Genomic DNA, 20,668 nt, shown 5'->3' with positions numbered 1-20,668 from the left:
ACCGAGAGCGACGGATTTTCGAGCGAGACGGCCCGTAGCGGTTACGCTGCGGGATCTGGATCAAGGGGTGCCCGCCCGTTTCCGGCACGCGTGCGCCTAGACTGATCGAGCGCGGGCAAACGCGCAGGTGGAGGTGCGGCGATGGATGAGGTGCTGGCGCGCAGCGGGATCTTCCAGGGCGTTGACCCGGAGGCGGCCGAGGCGCTCGCCAAGGAGATGGACACGATCGAGGTCCGCAAGGGCGACATCGTCTTCAACGAGGGCGAGGCGGGCGACAGCCTTTACATCGTGCTCTCCGGCAAGATCAAGCTGGGACGCCGTGCGGCCGACGGCCGGCAGAATCTCGTCTCGATCATGGGCCCGTCCGACATGCTCGGCGAGCTGTCCCTGTTCGACCCGGGTCCGCGAACGGCGACCGCGACCGCGGTGACCGACACCCGGCTGGCCCGGCTGAAGAAGTCGTCGCTGCGTCCGTGGCTGAACAACCGGCCCGAGATCGCCGAGCAGTTACTGCGTGTGCTCGCCCGCCGGTTGCGCCGGACGAACGACGCCCTGGCCGATCTGATCTTCACCGATGTGCCCGGCCGGGTGGCGAAGAACCTGCTCCAGATGGCCGGCCGGTTCGGCACCCGGGACGGCGGCGTCCTGCGGGTCACCCACGACCTCACCCAGGAAGAGCTGGCCCAGCTGGTCGGCGCCTCCCGCGAGACGGTGAACAAGGCCCTGGCCGACTTCGCCTCGCGCGCCTGGTTGCGGCTCGACGGCAAGAGCGTGATCATCCTCGACCCGGAGCGTCTCGCGCGTCGCGCGCGCGTCTGACCCCGAACAGCTGACAAAGGGCCGCCCGCCCGGGCGGCCCTTTCGCATGCCCGGACGCCCTCCCGCCGGAAGATGTGCCCGGACGGCCCTTCCGCCGGAAGATGTGCCTGGCCGCTCGGAGACGGGCCCGGCCGGCCGGAAGGCCACCCGGGAGAAGGACGTCAAGATCCGTGTCGCACCTGGTCGGATGTTCGTTGTGGAGGTGGTCGAGAGGCACGACACCACAGCGAGAGGGCGCGGACTTGAGCAACGCACGGGCCGGCGGGCACAGCGGGGTGAGCACGTGACCGTCCTTGAGTCCGCGATCGACCCGCGTACTCCCGCTTTCCTGCAGGGCAGGTCCGCGATGCTCGAGCGCCTGGCGGAGCTCGAGGCGGCGCTGGACGAGGCCCGCGCCGGTGGCGGCGAGAAGTGGGTGACGCGGCATCATGCCCGGGGCAAGCTGCTGCCCCGCGAGCGGGTCGAGATGCTGCTCGACCGGGACAGCCCGTTCCTGGAACTCTCCCCGGTGGCGGCCTGGGGCTCCGGCTATCCGGTCGGCGCCAGCGTGGTGACCGGCATCGGCGTGGTCGAGGGCGTCGAGTGCGTGGTGATCGCCAACGATCCGACGGTGGACGGGGGCGCCGTCAACCCGTACACGGTGGAGAAGATCCGTCGCGCCGCCCGGATCGCCGCGGTCAACCGGCTGCCCCTGGTCAACCTGGTCGAATCGACCGGCGCGGCCGCCCCGGCGGGCCCACCGCCGGGCGGCGCCATCGCCCGCGACCTCAGCCAGCTCACCGCCGACCGGGTGCCGACCGTCTGCGTGGTGTTCGGCGCGACCACGGGTGACGCCGCCTACCTGCCGGCGCTCTCCGACTACACGATCATGGTGCGTGGGCACGCCAAGGTGCTGACGATCCACCCCCAGCCGGTACGCGCCACCACCAACGGCCGTGGCTCCGAGGTGCGCAGCGCCCCGACCGTGCCGGCCGGTGTCACCGGACCGGCCGATCAGCTCGCCGAGGACGAGCGGGACGGCCTGCGGCTGGCCCGTCAGTGCGTACGCCGCTTCAACTGGCGCAAGCGCGGCCCCGCACCGCGCACCACTCCCCCGCGCCCGCCCCGCTACGACGCCGACGCCCTGCTCACCATGGGCGGGGCGGACGCCTTCGACCCGCGCGAGGTGCTCGCCCGGATCCTCGACGACAGCGACTTCGACGAGTTCAAGCCAACCCAGGGCACCGCGGTGGTGACCGGCTGGGGCGAGCTGCACGGCTACCCGATCGGCGTGGTGGCCAACCTCGGCGGCACGTTCACCCCGGCCGAGACCCAGAAGGCCGTGCACTTCATCCAGCTCGCCAACGCCACCGACACCACCCTGCTCTTCGTGCAGTACACCGGCGACGCCCAGGTGGAGGACCGGGAGGCGGCCGACGTCCGGCACGGCGCGCCGCTGGTGCACGCGGTGGCCAAGTCGGCCGTGCCGCACCTGACGCTGATGATCGGCGGGACACCGGCCGAGCAGCTGGGCGGCATCTACGGTCGGGCGTACGAGCCACGGTTCCTCTTCAGCTGGCCGGTGGAACGACCCGCCGAGGAGCCGGACCAGCGGCGCAAGCTTCCGGACGACGGCGTCATCGACCCCCGCGACACGCGTACGGTGCTTGGTCTCTGCCTTTCCGCCGTGCACAGCGCGGCCGTGCAGGGTGCCGAGCACGTGGGCGTGTTCAGACCCTGAAAGCGAGCTGTGCCGCCGAAGGCGGCTCCGCCGCAATGCACTAAGGAGACTCTGAAGCAGTGATCCGACGTCTGTTGGTGGCCCACCGTGGTGAGATCGCCCGCCGGGTGTTCGCCACCTGCCGCCTGGTCGGCATCGAGACGGTTGCCGTCTACTCCGATGCCGACGCCGACGCGCCGCATGTGACGGAGGCCGACTACGCCGTCCACCTGCCCGGCAACTCGCCGTCGTCGACCTACCTCCGCGGCGATCTGATCATCGCCGCGGCCCGCCGCGCCGGCGCCAACGCGGTGCATCCGGGCAACGGTGTGATGGCCGAGGATCCGGACTTCGCCGCCGCGGTCGTGGACGCCGGGATGATCTGGGTGGGCCCGCCGGCCAAGATCCTGGGCACGCTGCACAGCAAGATCGAGAGCAAGGCGAGGGTCGCCGAGGCGGGCGTACGGGTGCTGCCCACGCACACCGACCCGGCGCAGGTCACTGACTTCCCGGTGCTGATCAAGCCGGCCATCGGCGGTGGCGGCACCGGCATGCGCGTGGTCCGCGACAGGGTCACGCTGGCCGAGGCGGTCGCCACCACCCGCCAGGAGGTCGGCTCGGACGTGTTCTGCGAGCCGTACGTCGAGGACGCCCGGCACATCGAGATCCCGATCCTGGCCGACGCGCACGGCAACGTGGTCCCGTTCGGCGAACGGGAGTGCTCGGTGCAGCGCCGCTACCAGAAGATCGTCGAGGAGACACCGTCCCCGGCGGTGGACCCGGCGCTGCGCGAGGAGCTGTGCCGCGCGGCGATCGTCAGCGTCAAGGTGCTCGGCTTCGTCGGCGTCGGCACGGTCGAGTTCCTGCTCGACGCGGCCGGCGACTTCCACTTCCTCGAGCTGACCCCGAGCCTTCAGGTGGAGCACGCGATCACCGAGTGCGTCTCCGGGTACGACCTGGTCCGGCTCCAGTTCCTGATCGCCGAGGGCGGCCCGCTGCCGATGCCCGGCCCGCCGCCGATCCGCGGGCACGCGATCGAGGTGCGGATCTGCGCCGAGGACCCGGCGTACGCGTGGCTGCCCGCGGCCGGAACCCTGCACCGCTTCGCCGTCCCCGACGTGGCCGGCTCGTTCCGCCCGCTGCCACAGCCCGGCCTCCGCCTCGACGCCGGGGTCACCGACGGCTCGGTGGTCGGCGCGCACCACGACCCGATGCTGGCCAAGCTGGTGGCGTGGGCGCCGACCCGGCCCGAGGCGGCCCGGATGCTCGGCTCGGCGCTCGCCCGGGCCCAGCTGCACGGCGTCGTGACCAACCGCGACCTGCTGGTCCGGGTGCTGCGGCACCCGTCGTTCCGGATGGGCGAGGTGGACACCGGCTTCCTCGACCGGCACCCCGAGGTCTTCGCGCCGCTGCTCTCGTCGGTCGACGCCGTACGCATCTCCTGCCTGGCCGCCGCCCTGGCCGGCGCCGCCGGTCGCCGCTCGTCCGCCCGCGTGCTCCACTCCCTGCCCAGCGGCTGGCGCAACGTGCCCTCCGGCTCGCAGACCTCGGTCTACGACGGCCCGGCAGGCCCGGTCGAGGTGGGCTACCGGATGAACCGGCACGGTGAGCTGGCCGGCTGGTGGGTGCGTGCGGTCGACCCGGAGGAGCTCGACCTGGCCGGGCTGGGGCAGGAGCCGACGATCGACGACCACCCGCCGACCACGGTCGTGTACGCCTCCCGCGACAAGGTGGCACTGGACGTGAGCGGCATCCGGCTGACCTTCCACGTGCACCGGGTGGGCGAGGTGTCCTACGTGGACAGCCCCGAGGGTTCGGTCACGCTGCGCGAGGTGCCACGGTTCCCGCTGCCCGCCCCCGAGGCGGCCGAGGGTTCGCTGATCGCCCCGCTGCCGGGCGCCGTGCGGCGCGTCCTGGTGGTGCCGGGCCAGCGAGTACGCGCCGGCGAACTGCTCCTGACCCTGGAGGCGATGAAGCTGGAGCATCCCGTGCACGCCCCGTCCGCGGGGGTCGTCGCGTCAGTCCCGGTGCACCCCGGCGCCGAAGTGGACACCGGCGAACTGCTGGCCGTCCTCGACCCCGAGTAGATCCATTCGTACGCTCTCGGGGTGCAGATCGACCTGGTTGCCCTGATCGTCGACGACTACGACCCGGCCATCGCCTTCTTCACCGGGGTGCTCGGTTTCGACCTGGTCGAGGACACGCCGTCGCTGACCAACGACGGACGGCCGAAGCGCTGGGTGGTGGTTCGCCCTCCCGGGGCGCAGACCGGAATCCTTCTTGCCCGCGCCGACGGCGAGCACCAGCGTGCCGCCGCCGGCCACCAGACCGCCGGCCGGGTCGGGTTCTTCCTCCGGGCCGACGACTTCGACGCGACGTACCGGAGGATGACCGAGGCCGGTGTCACGTTCGTTCGCGCACCGCGTACCGAGCCTTACGGTCGCGTCGCCGTCTTCCTCGACCTGGCCGGAAACCGCTGGGACCTCCTCGGAGCGAACGACAACTGATTCAGCGGTTCGGCGCCGCCAGGCAGTGGAAGGTGCGGTCGTCGCCGGTGGGTGGGCGCACGGCGAAGGACCAGCCGTGCAGGTCGGTCACCTCGGTCGCGCGGCGGAACGATCGGACGCTGCACACCTCGCGCACTGTTTCGTCGCCGGTCACGGCCGCTCGGTTCGCGGGGTCGACGCCGGCCGGGAGGCGGCCGGTGGCGTAGGTGCGCCAGCCGATCGGTGAGGCCGAGGAGACCGGGACGCGGAGCTTGCCGGCCAGGGTGCGCACGCCGGCGGGTGGCGCCGACGACGCCAGCCAGGCGCCCGCCAGGGCGACGGCGACCAGCAGGAACACGCCGAAGCCGCCGAGGAACCACCTGCGCTTCTTGCGTTCGGTGTTGACGGTGGGTGTCTCGTCGGGCTGGGTCTGGCTGGTCGGCGGGACCGGGCGGGGCGTGCCGAAGCTGTGGGCCGAGCGGTACAGGGTCGGCGGCACGGGCGGGGTGCCGCCGGGGGCGAGCTGGAGGCCGCCGAGCATCTCGCGCAGCTGCTCGGCGGTGGGCCGGGCGCGCGGGTCGTTGGTCATGCCGTAGCGCAGCACGTCGGTCATCGACTGCGGGATGTGCGGCAGGTCGGGGATGGGCCGGTTGAACAGGTCCATCAACGTGATCAGGCTGGGGCTGCGGTCGCCCTCCCAGCGCGGCGGGTGGCCCTTCATCACCGCGTACAGGGTGGCGCAGAGCGCGTAGACGTCGACCGCGCCGGACGGGGTGTCGTGGCGGAACATCTCCGGCGGCGCGTACGCCGGGGTCAGCACCTCGAGGGTGACCGACGAGTCGCGCATCTCGCCCAGCACGGCCAGCCCGAAGTCGGCGAGCACGGCCGGGTTGAAGTGGGAGTAGAGGATGTTGGCCGGCTTCACGTCGCGGTGCAGCACCCCGTTGGCGTGCGAGTGGACCAGCGCGTCGGCGATCTTGACGCCGAGGTCGCGGGCCTCGACCGCGCCGAGCGGCGAGACGCGCATGCGGTCGAGGTACGAGCCGTCGCACAGTTCCATGATGAGGTAGGGGTGTTGGTCGACCGTGACACCGACGTCGAACAGGTCGACCACGTGTGGATGCGAGGACATGCGACCGGCCGCGCGCGCCTCGCGCAGGAACCGGGCCTGATCACGGGGGTTGTCCAGGGTGCGGTTCTCGACCTTGATCGCGACCTCGCGGCCGACCGAATCCTGAGTGGCTTTGTAGACAGTGGCGTATCCGCCGCGGGCCATGACCGACAATCCGGACATGCCTGGCACATAGGGTGTGGGCAGGGCGCCAGGCGGGGTGTCCGTCACGGCTATGAAAATAACCCAGGAGCGGCTGAGATCATCCAGGCACGTCAGAGGTAAGGACAACTGATTCGGCCGGACCGGTCAGCGGCAGGGCGAGAGCGTCTCGCAATTCCTCCGCCGCGAGGCGTTCACCTGCCTGTTCGGTCGAGCGGGCGAGCAGGACCGCTTCGTCGGCGGCCACCCGGGCCTCGTCGAGACAACCGGCCGCCGCCAGCACCCTCGCGTGCACCCCGGCCGCCACCACGCTGCTGCGGACGTCTTCCGCGTTCACCTCGCGGGCCCGGACGATCCAGGTCAGCGCGGCGTCACCCCGGCCTTCGGCCAACAGGGCCGATGCGTACGAGGCCAGCGCCTGCCGCCGCGAGAACAGCAGGGACGGCGTGCCCGTGTCACTCGCGATCGGCGCCAGCAGCCCGACCGCGGTGGACGCGTCACCGGCCCGCAGCCGCGCCTCGGCCAGCAGCACCCGCGGCCCCACCTGCGCGGGCGCGAGCGGATTGTGTGGCTCGACCGCGCTCATCACCCGGCGGGCATCGGCCTCGGCCGCCGCCGTGTCACCCCGGTGCAGGTGGACGAAGCCGCGGATCGTCCCGGCCATGCCGAGCAGCAGCGGGTGCCCGGTGCGGTCGGCGTAACCCAGCGCGTCGGTCAACAGGTCGGCGGCGTGGTCCCACTCGCCGAGGCCGCGGGCGATCGCGCCCCGCACCACCAGCGCCAGGCCACGCCCCCAGTCGTCGGAGACCGCGCTGAACTCCTTGTACGCGCGGCGCGCCTCCTGGTCCGCCTCACCGAGGTCGCCCAGTTCGCTGGCCGCGTACGCCTCGACCGCACGAAGCGTGCCCACCGCCCAGCCCTCACCGACCCGCTCGCCGAAGGGCAGGAAAACCTGGGCCAGCCGGCGCGCCTCGGTCAGCCGGCCGGAGAGCAGCCGGGCGAACGCGGTGGTGCCGCGCAGCCAGGAGCGCCCGACCGGATCGCCCAGCTCGGCGAAGAGCCGCGCAGCCCGGCCCAGGACGGCGTCGGTGCCGGTGAAGTCGCCGCGGGTGGTGGTGACCCAGGCCAGGTTCTGCAGCGCCCAGGCCTGGCCGTGCCGGTCGCCCGCGGCCAGCGTCACCTGGTAGGCGGCCGCGAACCGGCTACTGGCCTGGCTGAGCCGCCCGGCCAGGAAGTCGGCCATGCCCAGCCGGCGCATCGCGTTGGCCCGCTCCGGCGCCAGCTCGGCCTCGGTGGCGACGTCCAGCGCCCGCTGCCAGGACACCGTGGCCCGTGGCATGTCGCCGAGCGCCTCGTGCGCGCGGCCGGCCACGAGCAGCGCCTCGGCCCGCGCGACCGGGTCGTCGTCGGCCACCCCGGCGATCTTCTCGCCGTACGCCAGAGCCTCGTCGGCCCGGCCCAGCCGCAGCAACGCCCGGGCCTGGACCAGCTGGTCGGCGACCGGCAGGTCACCCTTGGCCAGGGCGGTGGCCCGTTCGCCGTACTCGATCGTGGCGCCCGGCTCCACGTTGGCCAGGGCCCGCCGGGCCAGCCGGCTGAGCGCGTTCATGCCGAGCGGGCCGACCTGCCGGGCCGGGGCGTCGGCGCGCAGGCGGACCTGGTCGGCCAGCTCGACCGCGCATTCGGCGTGGGTGGCCACGAAGGCGTCCCGCTCGTTCTCGGTCAGGCTGAGCCGGCCGGCCGCGTCGTAGCCCAGCTCGGTGACCGACTCCGGCGCCGCCCAGCGGGCCAGGTAGGCGTGCTTGTCGGCCAGCTCGGCCTTGCCGATCCCGGCGTACGCGCCCTCGCGCATCAGCGGCGTGGTGAACGCGAACCCGCCGCGAACCCGGTGCAGCATGCGGCGTTGCAGCAGCTCGTCGACCGCGCGCTCGAGCTCGACGGCGGCGACCGCGCCGGGCCGGGCGTCGCTGGCGGCGCGGCGCTCACGCAGGGCCTCGACCACGCCGGTCGGCACCGTGTCACCCACCACCGCCGCGTCCCGCAGCACCGAGCGTGGCTCGGCCGGCAGCGCGTCGATGCGGGCGGCGAGCACCGCGGCCAGGTCGCGGGAGAGCAGCTGGCTGCCCATCGAGCCGGCGGCCAGCTGCCACTTGCCGGCCGCGTTGGCGCCCACCGCGGGGATCAGCGCGCCGCGCTCGATCAGCAGCGTGACCAGCTCGGCCAGGTAGAACGGGTTGCCCTGGGCGGTGGCGAGCAGCCGGTCCGCGTCGGGCTGGGGCAGCTTGCCGCCGTTCAGGTACGAGGTGAGCAGCCGGGCGGCGTCGGCGCCGCGCAGCGACGGCAGCGTGTGCACCTCGGCCTCGGAGAGGCGGGTCAGCGCGCCGGCCGTACGCACCAGCTCGGGCCGCCCGAGCAGCAGCACCACCACCGGGCCGTCGAGCCGGGCCAGGGTCATCCCGAGCGCGTCGACCGTGGTGGCCGTGGCGTCATGCAGGTCGTCCACGATCACCACCAGCGGCGCCTCGGTGGCCAGCGCGTTGAGCAGGTCGGCGACCGCGATCGAGATCGCCTCGGCGTCGGTGCGCTTGCCGCTGGGCGCCCAGTCGGCGGTGGCGTTGGGGCCCACCGGGACGGTCGGCGCCTCGCCGTAGCCGAGCAGCCCGAGCAGCCGGTCGATGTCCACCCGGGCCGGCTCGCCGTCTCGGCCCAGCCGGTTGACCAGCTTCTTCAGCCGCTCCTCGACCACCGGGCGGGTGATCGTGGCGGTCACGTCCTTGGGTAGTCCGGCCGACTTGCGGACCAGGTCGGCCAGCGGCGCGAAGCGGCGGCGCTCGCCGAACGCGCGGCAGCGCACCCGCAGCACCCGGGCGCCGGTGTGTGCCGCGAACCGGCCGTGGCTGCTCACGTCGTACCCGGCGGCCAGGCGTTTGATCTCGGTCGCGAACCGGGTCTTGCCGATCCCGGCCTCGGCCGTCATCACCATGACCCGGGGGGTGAGCGTGTCGATCGCCTCGGACAGCCGCCCGGACACCCGGCCCAGCTCGGTCTCCCGGCCCACGAACGGCGCCTCGTCGCCCACGCCGGAGCGCATGCCGGGCGCGTCGTGCAGGCCGAGCAGCTCGAACGCGGGCACCGGCTCACGCTTGCCCTTCAGCCGCAGCGGGCGCAGCTGCCGCCAGGCCGCCACGTGCCGGGTGGCCCCGGTGGTGCGGGCACCGGCGTAGACCCCGCCGACCGCGGCGGCGTCGGCCAGCCGGGCGGCGGTGTTCACGGTGTCGCCGATGACGGTGTACTCGATGGACGCCTGGATGCCGGCCACCACCTCGCCGGTGTTCAGCCCGACGCGCAGGCCCAGCGGGGCGCCGCCGCCGCGCTCGTCGTCCAGCACCCGGCGGACCGCGCGCTGCATGCTCAGCGCGGCGCGGACGGCCCGCTCGGCGTCGTCCTCGTGGGCCACCGGCGCGCCGAACACGGCCATGATCCCGTCGCCGGTGAGCTTGTCGACGTGGCCGCCGAAGGTCTTGACGGCGCCCGCGAGCGCGGCCAGCACCCGGTCGGTGACCGCGCCGACCCGCTCCGGGTCGAGGTCTTCGGACCAGGAGGTGAAGTCGGAGAGGTCGCCGAACAGTACGGTGACGATCCGCCGCTCGGCCGCCGGCAGGGTGGCCGCGGCGGGCAGGGCGGCGCCGCAGTTGTGGCAGAAACGGGCACCGGGAACGGCGACGGTTCCACACACGGGACAAGTCACAGCGGGTCCAACTGTTGCGCACCCGGTTGTGATTCCCGCCTCAGATATTCGAGCTGAGCCCGGGTGGACATCTCCGCCGCAAACCGTACTTTCGGGTCGATGTCTCGATACACAGAGTTGACAATCGCCTGCGGAGTGTCGGCACCCTCCGCAATCGCCGCGCGCACCTGCGCCAGCCGCTCACGCCGATGCGCGAGATAGGCCCGTGCCACCCGGGCGCAGTCGTCCTGCGCCGGGCCGTGCCCCGGCAGCAACATCCTCGGGTACGCGGTGAGCACGGTCAGGCTGTCGAGGTAGGCGCCGAGGTCGCCGTCCGGGTGGGCGACGACCGTGGTGCCCCGGCCCAGGATCGTGTCGCCGGTGAACACCGCGTCCTCGGTCACGAAGCACACCGAGTCGGCGGTGTGCCCGGGCGTGGCCAGCACCTCGAGGTCGAGCCCGGCCAGCGACAGCCGGCCCGGCGTCAGCGGCTCGCCGTTCACGCAGAGCCGGGGGTCGGCCGCCCGGACCGGAGCGCCGCCGAGCAGCCGGGACAGCTTGGCGGCGCCCTCCACGTGGTCACCGTGGCCGTGCGTGATCAGAATCGTGCTCACCGGGGTGTGCTCGGCCAGCCTCGCGAGGTGACCGTCGTCGCGCGGACCGGGGTCGATCACCACCGCGTCGGTGGCCCCCGGCGCACGCAACACCCAGGTGTTGGTGCCATCCAGCGTCATCGGGCCCGGATTGGGCGCGCGCACCAGCGTCACCCAGCCGGGCAGACCCTCCTGAGCAGCACGACCCACGTCACGGATGGTACGTCGCTTCGTGCCACGTGGCAGGGACCGGATGTGCGATCCGGTCACTTTCGGTCAGGTCTCGTGCACAAACGCACACGGACCTGCCCGCTCAGGCCACCTCGGCGATGACCTCCACCTCGACCGGAGCGCCGAGCGGGAGCTCCGCGACGCCGACCGCGCTCCGGGCATGCCGGCCCAGCTCGCCGAGCACGTTCCCGAACAGCTCGGAGGCGCCGTTGACGACGCCCGGTTGCCCGGTGAACCCGGGCGCGGACGCCACGAACCCGGTGATCTTCACGATCTTCACCACGCGGCCCAGGCCGACCAGCGCGTCGATCGCGGCCAGCGCGTTCAGCCCGCAGATCTGGGCCAGGCCGGTCGCCTCCTCGGCCGAGACCTCGGCGCCGACCTTGCCGGTCGCGGCCAGCGTGCCCTCGACCATCGGCAGCTGGCCGGAGACGTAGACGTAGTTGCCGGACTGCACGGCCGGCACGTACGCGGCCAGTGGCGGCACCACCTGTGGCAGGGTCAGGCCCAGCTCGGCCAGGCGGGCGTAGATCGCCGCCCCGCCCTCCCCGCTGACCGGAACGGTCATGCTGTGCCGTCCTTTGTCATGCCCTTCCGGCCCTCGCGTGCGGCGCCGCCGGCCGCCGCCGGCGTGTGCGGCTCGGTGCGGTCGGTCATGACTTGGGCCTCTTCATGTACGCGACCAGCTGCTCGGGATTGGGACCGGGCACGACCTGGACCAGTTCCCAGCCGTCCTCACCCCAGTTGTCGAGAATCTGCTTGGTGGCGTGCACCAGCAGAGGCACGGTCACGTACTCCCACTTCTGCATCGTCGATGTGCTCCTTCGATTCGGGTACCGCGACAGCTTAGGGCTCGCGCGAGTCCCGATTTGGTTAGGCTGAGCGCGATGTCACACGAGACCGAGGACGACGGGCCCGAGATGACGGCGGCGCCCAGTCATCCGGAGCCCGTGCCGGTCCCGGCTCCGGACTCCGATCCGCCTCAGCCGATCCCGCCGCCCGAGCCGGTGCCCGCTCCGGAACCGCCGCACAAGTCCGCCCTGGCTTCCTACGGGGCGGACTTCATCGATGCGGGTCCGGACGCCATCGAGGCTCCGTACCCGCCGCCGGGCGCCTTCGCCGACGAGTCTGGCGCGTCTGAGCCTGGCGCATCGGCCGAACCTGGTGCGGCGGCCGAACCCAGCGAGCCCGCCGCTTCGAGCGACGCCGGCACCCAGTTGCTGCCCGCGGTGTCCGACCAGACCGAACAGATGCCGGCGGTACGCACGGACGACACCACCCAGCTCCCGGCCGTGCCCGGCGGCGAGGCGCCGACCGTGTGGCACCAGCCGGTGCCGAGCGGGCCGTGGCACGCGCGGCACGAGAAGCCCGGCGAGTGGCAGTACGTGCCGCCCGAGCACCTCTCGTTCGAGCACTCGCCGCCGGCCGAGGTGCAGATCCCGTCGCTGCTGGGCGCGGCCGCGGTGCCGGTGCCGGCGGCCCCGCCGTGGGAGGTGCCGCTCAAGGCCGAGGACAGCGACCGCCGCCGGCGCAACGGGCTGTGGATCTCGGTGACGCTGACCACCACGCTGCTGCTCTGTGGTGGCGGCGCGGCCTCGGCCTACCTGCTGCTGCGGGACAGCGACACCGGCGGGGCACCCGACCCGGCCACCGCGGTGAACGAGTTCCTCACCGCGGTCTACACCCGCCAGGACCCGGGCGCGGCCGGTGAGCTGGTCTGCCGCGAGGCGCGCGACAAGGACAAGCTGACCGCCAAGGTCGAACAGATCAAGGGCTACGCCGCCGAGTACGACGCGCCGACCTTCCGCTGGGACGAGCCGGCCGTGGACGGGCGGACCGACGAGCGCGCCACGGTGTCGGTTCAGCTCACCATGGCGACCGAGGACGAGAAGACGGCCGAGCAGACGCTGACCTTCACGACCGTACGGAAATCGGGTTGGCTGGTCTGCGAGATCAAGGGCTGACTTGAGCGCGCTCACATCGGGGTTACATCCTTGATTGGGTAAGCACAGCCTCGCCGTACTCTCGAACCATGGGTGACCAACTGCGGACCTCGCGCTGGCCGGCTCGCCTGCACGTGGTGACCGGCAAGGGCGGGACCGGGAAGACCAGCGTGGCGGCCGCGCTCGCGCTCGGCCTGGCCGAGGGCGGGCGCAAGGTCCTGCTCGTCGAGGTCGAGGGCCGGCAGGGCATCGCTCAGCTGTTCGGCGTCGAGCCGCTGCCCTACAAAGAGCTGCGGATCGCCAGCGTGCCGGGTGGCGGCGAGGTGCGGGCGCTGGCCGTGGACGCCGAGGAAGCGTTGCTCGAGTACCTCGAGATGTTCTACCGACTGGGCGCGGCCGGGCGGGCGCTGCGCAAGGTGGGCGCGATCGACTTCGCCACCACGATCGCCCCCGGCCTGCGGGACGTGCTGCTCACCGGCAAGGTCAAGGAGTCCACGACGAGGTCGCGGGACGGCCGCCGGGTGTACGACGCGGTGGTGCTCGACGCGCCGCCGACCGGGCGCATCGGCCGCTTCCTGAACGTGACCGCGGAGACCGCGCGGCTGGCCAAGATGGGCCCGATCAAGAACCAGAGCGAGGGCGTGGCGTCCCTGCTGCGCTCGCCGATCACGTCGGTGCACGTGGTGACCCTGCTCGAGGAGATGCCGGTCCAGGAGACCCTGGACGCGATCGCCGAGCTGCGCACCCTGGACATCCCGGTCGGCCGGGTCATTCTGAACGCCGTACGCCCGCCTCTGCTCACTGAGGGCAAAGTCACCAAGGCCGAGCTGAAGCGCGGGCTGACCGCGGCCGGGCTGGCCACCGACGCGGGCACCGTCGCGGTGCTCCAGGACGAGGCCAAGGCCCATCTGACCCGCCGTGGGCTGGAGGAGTCGCTGCGCGGCGAGCTGGCCGAGCTGGGTCTGCCGATGGTCGAGCTGTCGCTGCTCGCCCGTGGGGTCGACCGGGCCGGCCTGGACGCACTGGCCGAGGCGTTGATGGGTGCCTGACGACCGGACTGGTTACGCTCGGGTGGTGACCGTTGCGCGCCTCGACCTCGACGCGGTGCTGGCCGATCCCGTCACCAAGATCGTGGTGTGTTGCGGTTCCGGCGGTGTCGGCAAGACCACGACCGCCGCCGCGATCGGCGTACGCGCCGCCGAGGTGCACGGCCGGCGCACCGTGGTGCTGACCATCGACCCGGCCCGCCGGCTGGCGCAGTCGATGGGCCTGACCGAGCTGGACAACACGCCTCGGCAGGTCAAGGGCATCGACACCGAGGCCAGCGGCGGCGAGCTGCACGCGATGATGCTCGACATGAAGCGGACCTTCGACGACGTGGTCCAGGAGCACACCACGCCGCAGCGGGCCGCGGAGATCTTCGCCAACCCCTTCTACCAGGCGATGAGCTCGACCTTCGCCGGTACTCAGGAGTACATGGCGATGGAGAAGCTGGGCCAGCTCCGGGCCACCGACGAGTGGGACCTGATCGTGGTCGACACGCCGCCGTCGCGCTCGGCGCTCGACTTCCTGGACGCGCCGGCCCGGCTCTCCCGCTTCCTCGACGGGCGCATGCTGCGGCTGCTGCTGGCGCCCGCCCGAACCGGCGGCCGGAGCATGTTCTCGCTGGTCACGGCGTCTTTCGGGCTGTTCTCGCGGGCAGTGCAGAAGATCCTGGGCGCCCAGCTGCTGACCGACCTGTCGGGTTTTGTGGCCGCGCTCGACTCGATGTTCGGCGGGTTCCGGCAGCGGGCCGACGAGACGTACCGAATCCTGCAAGACCCACAGACCGCGTTCCTGCTGGTCGCGACCCCGGAACGGGACGCGCTGCGAGAGGCCGCCTACTTCGCCGAGCGGCTGGTCGCCGAGCGGATGCCGCTGGCCGGCCTGGTGCTGAACCGGGTGCACCGGTCCGAGCTGCCCGGCCTGAGCGCCGACGAGGCCGAGCGGGCCGCGGCGGCTCTCGACGCGACCGAAGGCAACGAGGTCACCGCCGACGCGCTCCGGATCCACGCCACGCTGCTGCGGCAGACCGAGCGCGAGACCCGGGTGGCCGCGACGTTCACCGACGCGTTCCCGGTCGTGCCCACGGCCGCGATCGTGGCCCAGCCCGCCGACGTGCACGATGTCGACGGGCTGCGCACGATCGGCGCGGCCCTGGCCACGACCGGGCGGCCATGAACCCCTGATGGTTCAGGTCAGCGTGCCGAGACCAGCACCTTGTCGGCGTTCTTCTCCTTGAGCGCGGCCTCGAACATCTTCCGCCAGCTCGCCACGTGCGGGTGCCGGCGCAGCAGCGCGCGGCGTTCCCGCTCGGTCATCCCGCCCCAGACCCCGAATTCGATGCGGTTGTCCAGCGCGTCGGCGAGGCACTCGTAGCGAACCGGGCAGCTGCGGCAGATCCTCTTCGCCACGTTCTGCTCGGCACCCTGCACGAACAGCGCGTCCGGGTCGCCGCTCTGACACGCCGCCATGCTGGGCCAGTCGCTGATCATTCCCATCTGTAAACGTCCCCCCTTGCTTTACCCCCTGACGTCTGCGGGCTCATGTGTCCCCCAAGCCGCGCTGACGTCGTGCGATAGCTCGCCGGACCATCATGCTCTGTAGTCGGGCGATTACGCAACGTTCACCCTCAAAATCGGCATAGGTGGGCACAGTCGGGCAAGTCCGGTCAGCCGATCGCACCATCTGGGTGAACGTCTTGGGGGAAAACGGAGCGGATGGCGCGCTGAGCGTGCAGAATCACTCTCGGCGAACCGTGACCTTCTCGCCGAGCAGACGCGTGCACCGGTCAGGTAACTTGTGCGCGTGAGTTCCTGGATGCGCCGACGCGATCACAACATCTTCGCCAACGCGACCTCGCTGCTCATCTGCGGTCTGCTGGCCGGGGTGGTGGTCGCGGCTGCCGCGTTCCCGGCGGTGGCGATGTCCGGGCTGGCCGCCAAGGCCGGCAGCGACACCTTCGCCCAGCTCCCGAGCACGCTCAAGACCGCGACCGCGCCACAGGTCAGCCGGGTCTACGCGAGCGACGGCAAGACCCAGATCGCCGCGATGTACGACGAGTTCCGCAGCGACGTCCGGCTCAAGGACATCGCGCAGAACATGCAGGACGCGATTGTCGCCGCCGAGGACCACCAGTTCTTCAAGCACAAGGGCGTCGATGTCAAGGGCGTCGCGCGTGCCTTCGTGAACAACAACACCGGCAAGTCCCAGCAGGGCGCGTCCACGCTGACGATGCAGTACGTGCGGATGTCGCTGGCCTACACGGCGACCAGCCCGCAGGAGGTCGTCGACGCGACCAAGGACACCCCGAAGCGCAAGGTCAACGAGATGAAGTACGCGCTGCAGGTCGAGAAGGAGATGACCAAGCAGCAGATCCTCGAGCGGTACCTGAACACGGCGCCGTTCGGCAGCGGGGCGTACGGCATCGCCGCGGCCAGCCAGGTCTACTTCGGCAAGCGGGCCAGCAAGCTCACCGTGGCCGAGTCGGCGCTGCTGGCCGGCATGGTCAAGGCGCCGTCCGCGTTCGACCCGACCACCAAGACCGGTTACCCGCAGGCCAAGGACCGCCGCACCTGGGTGCTCGGCAACATGCGCGACATGGCCTACATCACGCCCAAGGAATACACCGACGCGATCGCCACCAAGATCCCGACCAACATCAAGCGGGTCGGCAACGGCTGCACGTCGGTGCGCACCAACAGCTGGGGCTTCTTCTGCGACTACTTCTACCGCTGGTGGAACAGCCAGCCGGCGTTCGGCGTCAACAACTACGACCGGGAGCGCCAGCTCAAGAGCGGCGGCTACCGCATCGTCACCTCGCTCGACACCAAGGCGCAGGACCAGGCGCGTAAGCGGGCCACCGAGAAGATCAGGGACACCAACCAGAACGCGGTGCTGCTGGCCGGCATCCAGCCCGGCACCGGCCAGGTCAAGTTCCTGGCCGCCAACCGCAAGTTCAAGCTGGACGATCCGGCCAAGCCGCAGAACAAGCTGTCCTCCGACCCCAAGAAGAAGAAAAAGGGCCTCCGGGGCAGCGCCCCCAACACGGTGAACCCGCTGTTCAGTGGCGGCGGCGACATCACCGGTTACCAGGGCGGCTCGGTGTTCAAGATGTTCACCATGGTCGCCGCCCTGGAGAAGGGCATGCCGCTCGGCACCACGATCAACGCCGGTCCGGTGGCCAAGACCAACTACATCGTCCAGTACGGCAGCCCGGCCGCCTGCCCCGGCACGAACAAGTACTGCCCGAAGAACGCCGGTGGGGCGGACGCCGGCCCGACGAACATGTGGACCGGCTTCGGCACCTCCCGCAACACGTTCTTCGTGCCGCTGGAGGAACGGGTCGGCGCCGAGAACGTGGTCGACGTGGCCAAGCGCTTCGGCGTGCAGTTCCGCGCCGCTAACGACGCCCGCCTGGCCAACAACAAGGAATACGCCCACGACTGGGGCGCGTTCACGCTCGGCGTCTCCTCGTCCACGCCACTCGAGATGGCCAACGCGTACGCCACCCTGGCCGGCGACGGCATGTACTGCGAGCCGACCCCGGTGCAGGAGATCAAGACCCAGCGCGGCCAGAAGATCGACGTCGGCAAGCCGCACTGCACCCGGGCGACGTCGGCCGAGGTGGCCCGATCGGCCCTGGACGCCGCCCGCTGCCCGGTCGGCGACCAGTCGTACCTCGGCCGTTGCAAGGGCGCCACCGCGGGCAACGTCCGCCGCGACGTCGGCCACCCGGTGTTCGGCAAGTCCGGCACCACCGACTCGGCCAAGACCGCCTCGCTGATCGTCGGCACCACGTCGATCGTGGTGGCGGGCTACGAGGTCAATCCGGACTGGGCCAACCACAACGACCGGATCAGCCACGACGTCATCAACCCCGCAGTGTACAAGACCGTGGCCGACTACATGAAGGGCAAACCGTCGAAGGGCTTCAAGAAACCGGGGAACAAGAAACTCACGGTCGGCGACCAGCGCCGCGTGCCGAACGTCGAGTGTTCGTCGATCGGTGAGGCGAAGTCCCGCCTGGCCGGCGCCGACTTCGACCCGTACGTGGTCGGCGGCCAGGTCGACTCGAAGTGCCCGGCCGGCACCGCCGCGGGCACCAACCCGAGCGGCCAGTCGATCAAGGGCAGCCCGATCGGCATCGAGGTGAGCAACGGCAAGGGCGGCGTGACGCTGCCGCCGAACGGGGGTCCCGCCCCACCGGGCGGTCAGAACCCACCGAGACGTAACTGATCGGCCGAACCCCCAGGGCACTCGCCCTGGGGGTTCGTTCGTCTCAGCCCAGCTGCCGGCGAACCTCAGCCGAGCCGCTGGCGGACCGCGGCGGCCACCCGGCCGCCCTCGGCCCGGCCGGCGACCGCCGCCTGGGCCGCCTTCATCGCCGGGCCCATCTGCCCCTTGCCGGTGAAGCCGCCCGCGGCCAGCGCGCCGGCCACGATCTCGGCGATCTCCTCGTCGGACAGCTGCTTCGGCAGGTAGCGGTCGAGGATCTCGCCCTCGGCGCTCTCTCGCGCCGCCTGGTCACCACGACCGGCCTTGGCGAACGCGGCCGACGCCTCGCGCCGCTTCTTCGCCTCCTTGGTCAGCACGGCGGTGACCTCGTCGTCGGACAGGTCCCGCGCCGCGTCCCCGGCGACCTCGGCGGTCTGCACGGCGGCCATGGCCAGGCGCAGGGTCGAGGTGGTGAGTTCGTCCCGCCCCTTCATGGCGGAGCGGAGGTCGGAGTTCAGGCGGTCCTTGAGCGATCCCATGAACCGAGAAACTACCCTTGCCCTCATGCGTAAGCGCACCGTAATTTCGCTGGCCGCCGGTCTCACCGCCCTCGGGGGCGCCACCTTCGCGTACGCGTCGCTGGTCGAGCGTAACCTGTTCACGTTGCGGCGCTTCGACGTGCCCGTGCTCGAACCGGATGCCGAGCCGCTGCGCATCCTGCACCTCTCGGACCTGCACATGATGCCCGAGCAGCGGCGCAAGCAGGCCTGGGTGGCGGCGCTGCGCGGCACCGACCCCGACCTGGTGGTGGTGACCGGCGACAACCTGTCGTCGCCCGGCGGCGTCCCCGGCGTACTCAACGCCCTCGATCCGTTCTTCGACGTGCCCGGCGCGTTCGTCTTCGGCAGCAACGACTACCGCGGCCCGATCTGGAAGAACCCGCTGCGGTACCTGCTGTCCGAGCGCGAGTACGTGCAGGGCGTCGACCTGCCGTGGGAGGACCTGCGGGACGCCTTCACCGGCGCCGGGTGGATCAACCTGAACAACGCCCGCACCGTGATCAAGGCCGGCGGCCGCTCGGTCGAGCTGGCCGGCGTCGACGACCCGCACGTCGAGCGCGACGACTACCCGTCGGTCTCCGGCCACGTCTCCCGCGGCGCCGACCTGCACATCGGCGTCACCCACACCCCCGCCAGCCGGGTCCTCGCCCCGATGGCCCAAGACGGCTTCAGCCTCCTGCTGGCCGGCCACACCCACGGCGGCCAGGTCCGCGTCCCCGGCTACGGCGCCCTGACCACCAACTGCGACCTCCCCCACCACATGGCCCGCGGCCTGCACCGCTGGCCCGGAACCGACAGCTGGCTGCACGTCTCGGCCGGCCTGGGCACCCACCCCACCGCCCCGATCCGCTTCGCCTGCCGCCCGGAAGCCACCGTGCTCACCTTGATACCGCGCTGACCTGCGGTTTCGTCCGGAGCGGTATACCGGTTTCACCCTGGGCGGGGCGTCGGATACTATTGCTCAGCACGTTGCGGGGTGTGGCGCAGCTTGGTAGCGCGCTTCGTTCGGGACGAAGAGGCCGTCGGTTCAAATCCGGCCACCCCGACGCGCATGCAGGGCCGGTCTTCTCATGAAGACCGGCCCTTGTTCGTTCGGTGCTAGTGGTTCAGTTTCGCCACGATGACCGCCCGCACGCGCAGCGACTTGGCGAGCTTGGCGCCGCCGTCGTCGTCGGGCCGGTGGCGGCGCAGGGTGATGGCCTCGTTGATGGCGGCCAGGCCCTCGTCGTACCGGCCCAGCTCGTACAGCTCGGCGGCGCCGTTGTGGAGGGCGTCGGCCAGCTCGGGGAGGTACTCGGCCGGGTCCAGCTCGCGGAAGTAGCCGATGGCCTCGGTGCACGCCGCCAGCGCCTCGTCGTGGCGGTCGACCGCGCCCAGCCGCACCGCGACGTGGTAGAGCGCGTGGGCGAGTGACGGCAGGTCGGCTACCTGGCGGTACTGCGCGACGGCCTCCTGGCACGCGATCAGTGCCTGATCGTGGTCGCCCTGCTCGGCCAGGAGGGCGGAAAGGCGGTCGAGGGCCGACGCGAAGCTCGACCGGTCGGTCGCGGGGTTGAGCTCGATCAGCTGGCGGTGGACGGCCACCGCTTCCAGGTCGGCCTTCACGGCCTCGCCGCGGGCGTCCAGCGCGATCGACCACAGCGCCAGGCTCTGCAACGACAGGGCCAGGCCCATCAGGGTCAGGGCGAGGCCGGGCTCGTGGACCACGATCTTGACCTCGGCCTCCCGGCGGTAGGCCGCGATGGCTTCCCGGCAGGTGACCACGGCTTCCTCGTGGCGGCCGGACCGGCCGAGTTCGAAGGACCGGTCGAGCAGCGTACGCGCGTCGACGACTTCCCTGGTTGTTGTCCCGCCACCCATGTGGCTCAGCGTCGCACCCCGGGCGCCGGACGGGGCTTGTTTCCCCTCAGCTCGCCAGGAACAGGACCAGGCCCTGGCCGATCAGGTTGTTGGTGACGTGGACCACGACGCCGGGCCAGACCGAACCGCTGCGCCGGCGCAGTTCGGCGGCGACCAGGCCGACGACCAGCGCGGTCACGAACACCGCGTTGAGGCCGTGCATCAGGGCGAAGATCAAGCCA

Annotated in this window: 18 protein-coding genes and 1 tRNA gene; 10 read left to right on the top strand and 9 right to left on the bottom strand. The window is 71.8% G+C overall.

What is annotated here, in order from left to right; all coding sequences use genetic code 11:
- Nucleotides 1-141 precede the first annotated feature (141 nt).
- From AB0O15_RS02665 to AB0O15_RS02650, 4 genes are all read left to right on the top strand, one after another.
- Entirely contained in the window at nt 142-819 is a 678-nt protein-coding gene (locus AB0O15_RS02665; RefSeq protein WP_285686067.1) for a Crp/Fnr family transcriptional regulator, read from the top strand.
- Between the two features lie 283 nt (nt 820-1,102).
- Nucleotides 1,103-2,539, top strand: coding sequence for a carboxyl transferase domain-containing protein (locus AB0O15_RS02660; RefSeq protein ID WP_364313071.1), 1,437 nt, complete (start codon nt 1,103-1,105; stop codon nt 2,537-2,539).
- A gap of 59 nt (nt 2,540-2,598) precedes the next feature.
- Entirely contained in the window at nt 2,599-4,605 is a 2,007-nt protein-coding gene (locus AB0O15_RS02655; RefSeq protein ID WP_364313068.1) for a biotin carboxylase N-terminal domain-containing protein, read from the top strand.
- Between the two features lie 21 nt (nt 4,606-4,626).
- Nucleotides 4,627-5,025 carry a VOC family protein gene (locus tag AB0O15_RS02650; protein ID WP_364313065.1) on the top strand — a complete coding sequence of 133 codons (399 nt, stop codon included), beginning with the start codon at nt 4,627-4,629 and terminating at the stop codon, nt 5,023-5,025.
- Nucleotide 5,026: 1 nt separating this feature from the next.
- On the opposite strand, the gene AB0O15_RS02645 is transcribed toward AB0O15_RS02650, so the two are convergent.
- The 5 genes from AB0O15_RS02645 to AB0O15_RS02625 form a co-directional block, all read right to left on the bottom strand.
- Nucleotides 5,027-6,346 (bottom strand): serine/threonine-protein kinase, encoded by a 1,320-nt coding sequence (locus tag AB0O15_RS02645; protein WP_364313062.1) that lies wholly within the window; start codon nt 6,344-6,346, stop codon nt 5,027-5,029.
- A 31-nt stretch (nt 6,347-6,377) separates the two neighbouring features.
- Nucleotides 6,378-10,025: an adenylate/guanylate cyclase domain-containing protein gene (locus tag AB0O15_RS02640; RefSeq protein ID WP_364313060.1), complete on the bottom strand. Its 3,648-nt coding sequence runs from the start codon at nt 10,023-10,025 to the stop codon at nt 6,378-6,380.
- Nucleotides 10,022-10,807: an MBL fold metallo-hydrolase gene (locus tag AB0O15_RS02635; protein ID WP_364313058.1), complete on the bottom strand. Its 786-nt coding sequence runs from the start codon at nt 10,805-10,807 to the stop codon at nt 10,022-10,024. Before AB0O15_RS02635 ends, AB0O15_RS02640 begins: the two co-directional genes overlap by 4 nt.
- 103 nt (nt 10,808-10,910) lie before the next feature.
- The gene (locus AB0O15_RS02630) at nt 10,911-11,396 is read right to left on the bottom strand and encodes a RidA family protein (RefSeq protein WP_364313055.1); all 486 of its coding nucleotides are present in this window, start codon (nt 11,394-11,396) and stop codon (nt 10,911-10,913) included.
- Between the two features lie 85 nt (nt 11,397-11,481).
- Nucleotides 11,482-11,637: a DUF4177 domain-containing protein gene (locus tag AB0O15_RS02625; protein ID WP_185038204.1), complete on the bottom strand. Its 156-nt coding sequence runs from the start codon at nt 11,635-11,637 to the stop codon at nt 11,482-11,484.
- A gap of 78 nt (nt 11,638-11,715) precedes the next feature.
- On the opposite strand from AB0O15_RS02625, the gene AB0O15_RS02620 reads away from it, so the two are divergent.
- From AB0O15_RS02620 to AB0O15_RS02610, 3 genes are all read left to right on the top strand, one after another.
- Nucleotides 11,716-12,792: a hypothetical protein gene (locus AB0O15_RS02620; RefSeq protein WP_364313052.1), complete on the top strand. Its 1,077-nt coding sequence runs from the start codon at nt 11,716-11,718 to the stop codon at nt 12,790-12,792.
- Nucleotides 12,793-12,860: 68 nt separating this feature from the next.
- Nucleotides 12,861-13,820 (top strand): ArsA-related P-loop ATPase, encoded by a 960-nt coding sequence (locus AB0O15_RS02615; protein WP_364313049.1) that lies wholly within the window; start codon nt 12,861-12,863, stop codon nt 13,818-13,820.
- Between the two features lie 25 nt (nt 13,821-13,845).
- Nucleotides 13,846-14,991 (top strand): ArsA family ATPase, encoded by a 1,146-nt coding sequence (locus tag AB0O15_RS02610; RefSeq protein WP_364313047.1) that lies wholly within the window; start codon nt 13,846-13,848, stop codon nt 14,989-14,991.
- 17 nt (nt 14,992-15,008) lie between these two features.
- Here the strand turns inward: AB0O15_RS02610 and AB0O15_RS02605 are convergent, their stop codons facing one another.
- Complete coding sequence (locus AB0O15_RS02605) at nt 15,009-15,311, bottom strand: WhiB family transcriptional regulator (protein ID WP_364313044.1); 303 nt, start codon at nt 15,309-15,311, stop codon at nt 15,009-15,011.
- A 319-nt stretch (nt 15,312-15,630) separates the two neighbouring features.
- On the opposite strand from AB0O15_RS02605, the gene AB0O15_RS02600 reads away from it, so the two are divergent.
- Nucleotides 15,631-18,048, top strand: coding sequence for a transglycosylase domain-containing protein (locus AB0O15_RS02600; RefSeq protein WP_364316976.1), 2,418 nt, complete (start codon nt 15,631-15,633; stop codon nt 18,046-18,048).
- Between the two features lie 65 nt (nt 18,049-18,113).
- On the opposite strand, the gene AB0O15_RS02595 is transcribed toward AB0O15_RS02600, so the two are convergent.
- Nucleotides 18,114-18,566 (bottom strand): GatB/YqeY domain-containing protein, encoded by a 453-nt coding sequence (locus AB0O15_RS02595; RefSeq protein WP_364313041.1) that lies wholly within the window; start codon nt 18,564-18,566, stop codon nt 18,114-18,116.
- Between the two features lie 25 nt (nt 18,567-18,591).
- Here AB0O15_RS02595 and AB0O15_RS02590 point away from each other — a divergent pair, with 25 nt between their 5' ends.
- Nucleotides 18,592-19,485: a metallophosphoesterase gene (locus AB0O15_RS02590; RefSeq protein WP_364313039.1), complete on the top strand. Its 894-nt coding sequence runs from the start codon at nt 18,592-18,594 to the stop codon at nt 19,483-19,485.
- 74 nt (nt 19,486-19,559) lie between these two features.
- Nucleotides 19,560-19,633 (top strand) — tRNA-Pro (locus tag AB0O15_RS02585).
- Between the two features lie 52 nt (nt 19,634-19,685).
- On the opposite strand, the gene AB0O15_RS02580 is transcribed toward AB0O15_RS02585, so the two are convergent.
- Together AB0O15_RS02580 and AB0O15_RS02575 are read right to left on the bottom strand one after the other, a co-directional pair.
- Nucleotides 19,686-20,447, bottom strand: coding sequence for a tetratricopeptide repeat protein (locus AB0O15_RS02580; RefSeq protein ID WP_364313036.1), 762 nt, complete (start codon nt 20,445-20,447; stop codon nt 19,686-19,688).
- 46 nt (nt 20,448-20,493) lie between these two features.
- Complete coding sequence (locus AB0O15_RS02575) at nt 20,494-20,664, bottom strand: CPBP family intramembrane glutamic endopeptidase (RefSeq protein WP_364313033.1); 171 nt, start codon at nt 20,662-20,664, stop codon at nt 20,494-20,496.
- Nucleotides 20,665-20,668: the final 4 nt, after the last annotated feature.

Source organism: Actinoplanes sp. NPDC089786 (assembly GCF_040684855.1).
Classification (GTDB): Bacteria; Actinomycetota; Actinomycetes; order Mycobacteriales; family Micromonosporaceae; genus Actinoplanes.
Note: the sequence above shows the minus strand (reverse complement) of the source record. Positions and strands in the feature narration are given on the sequence as shown.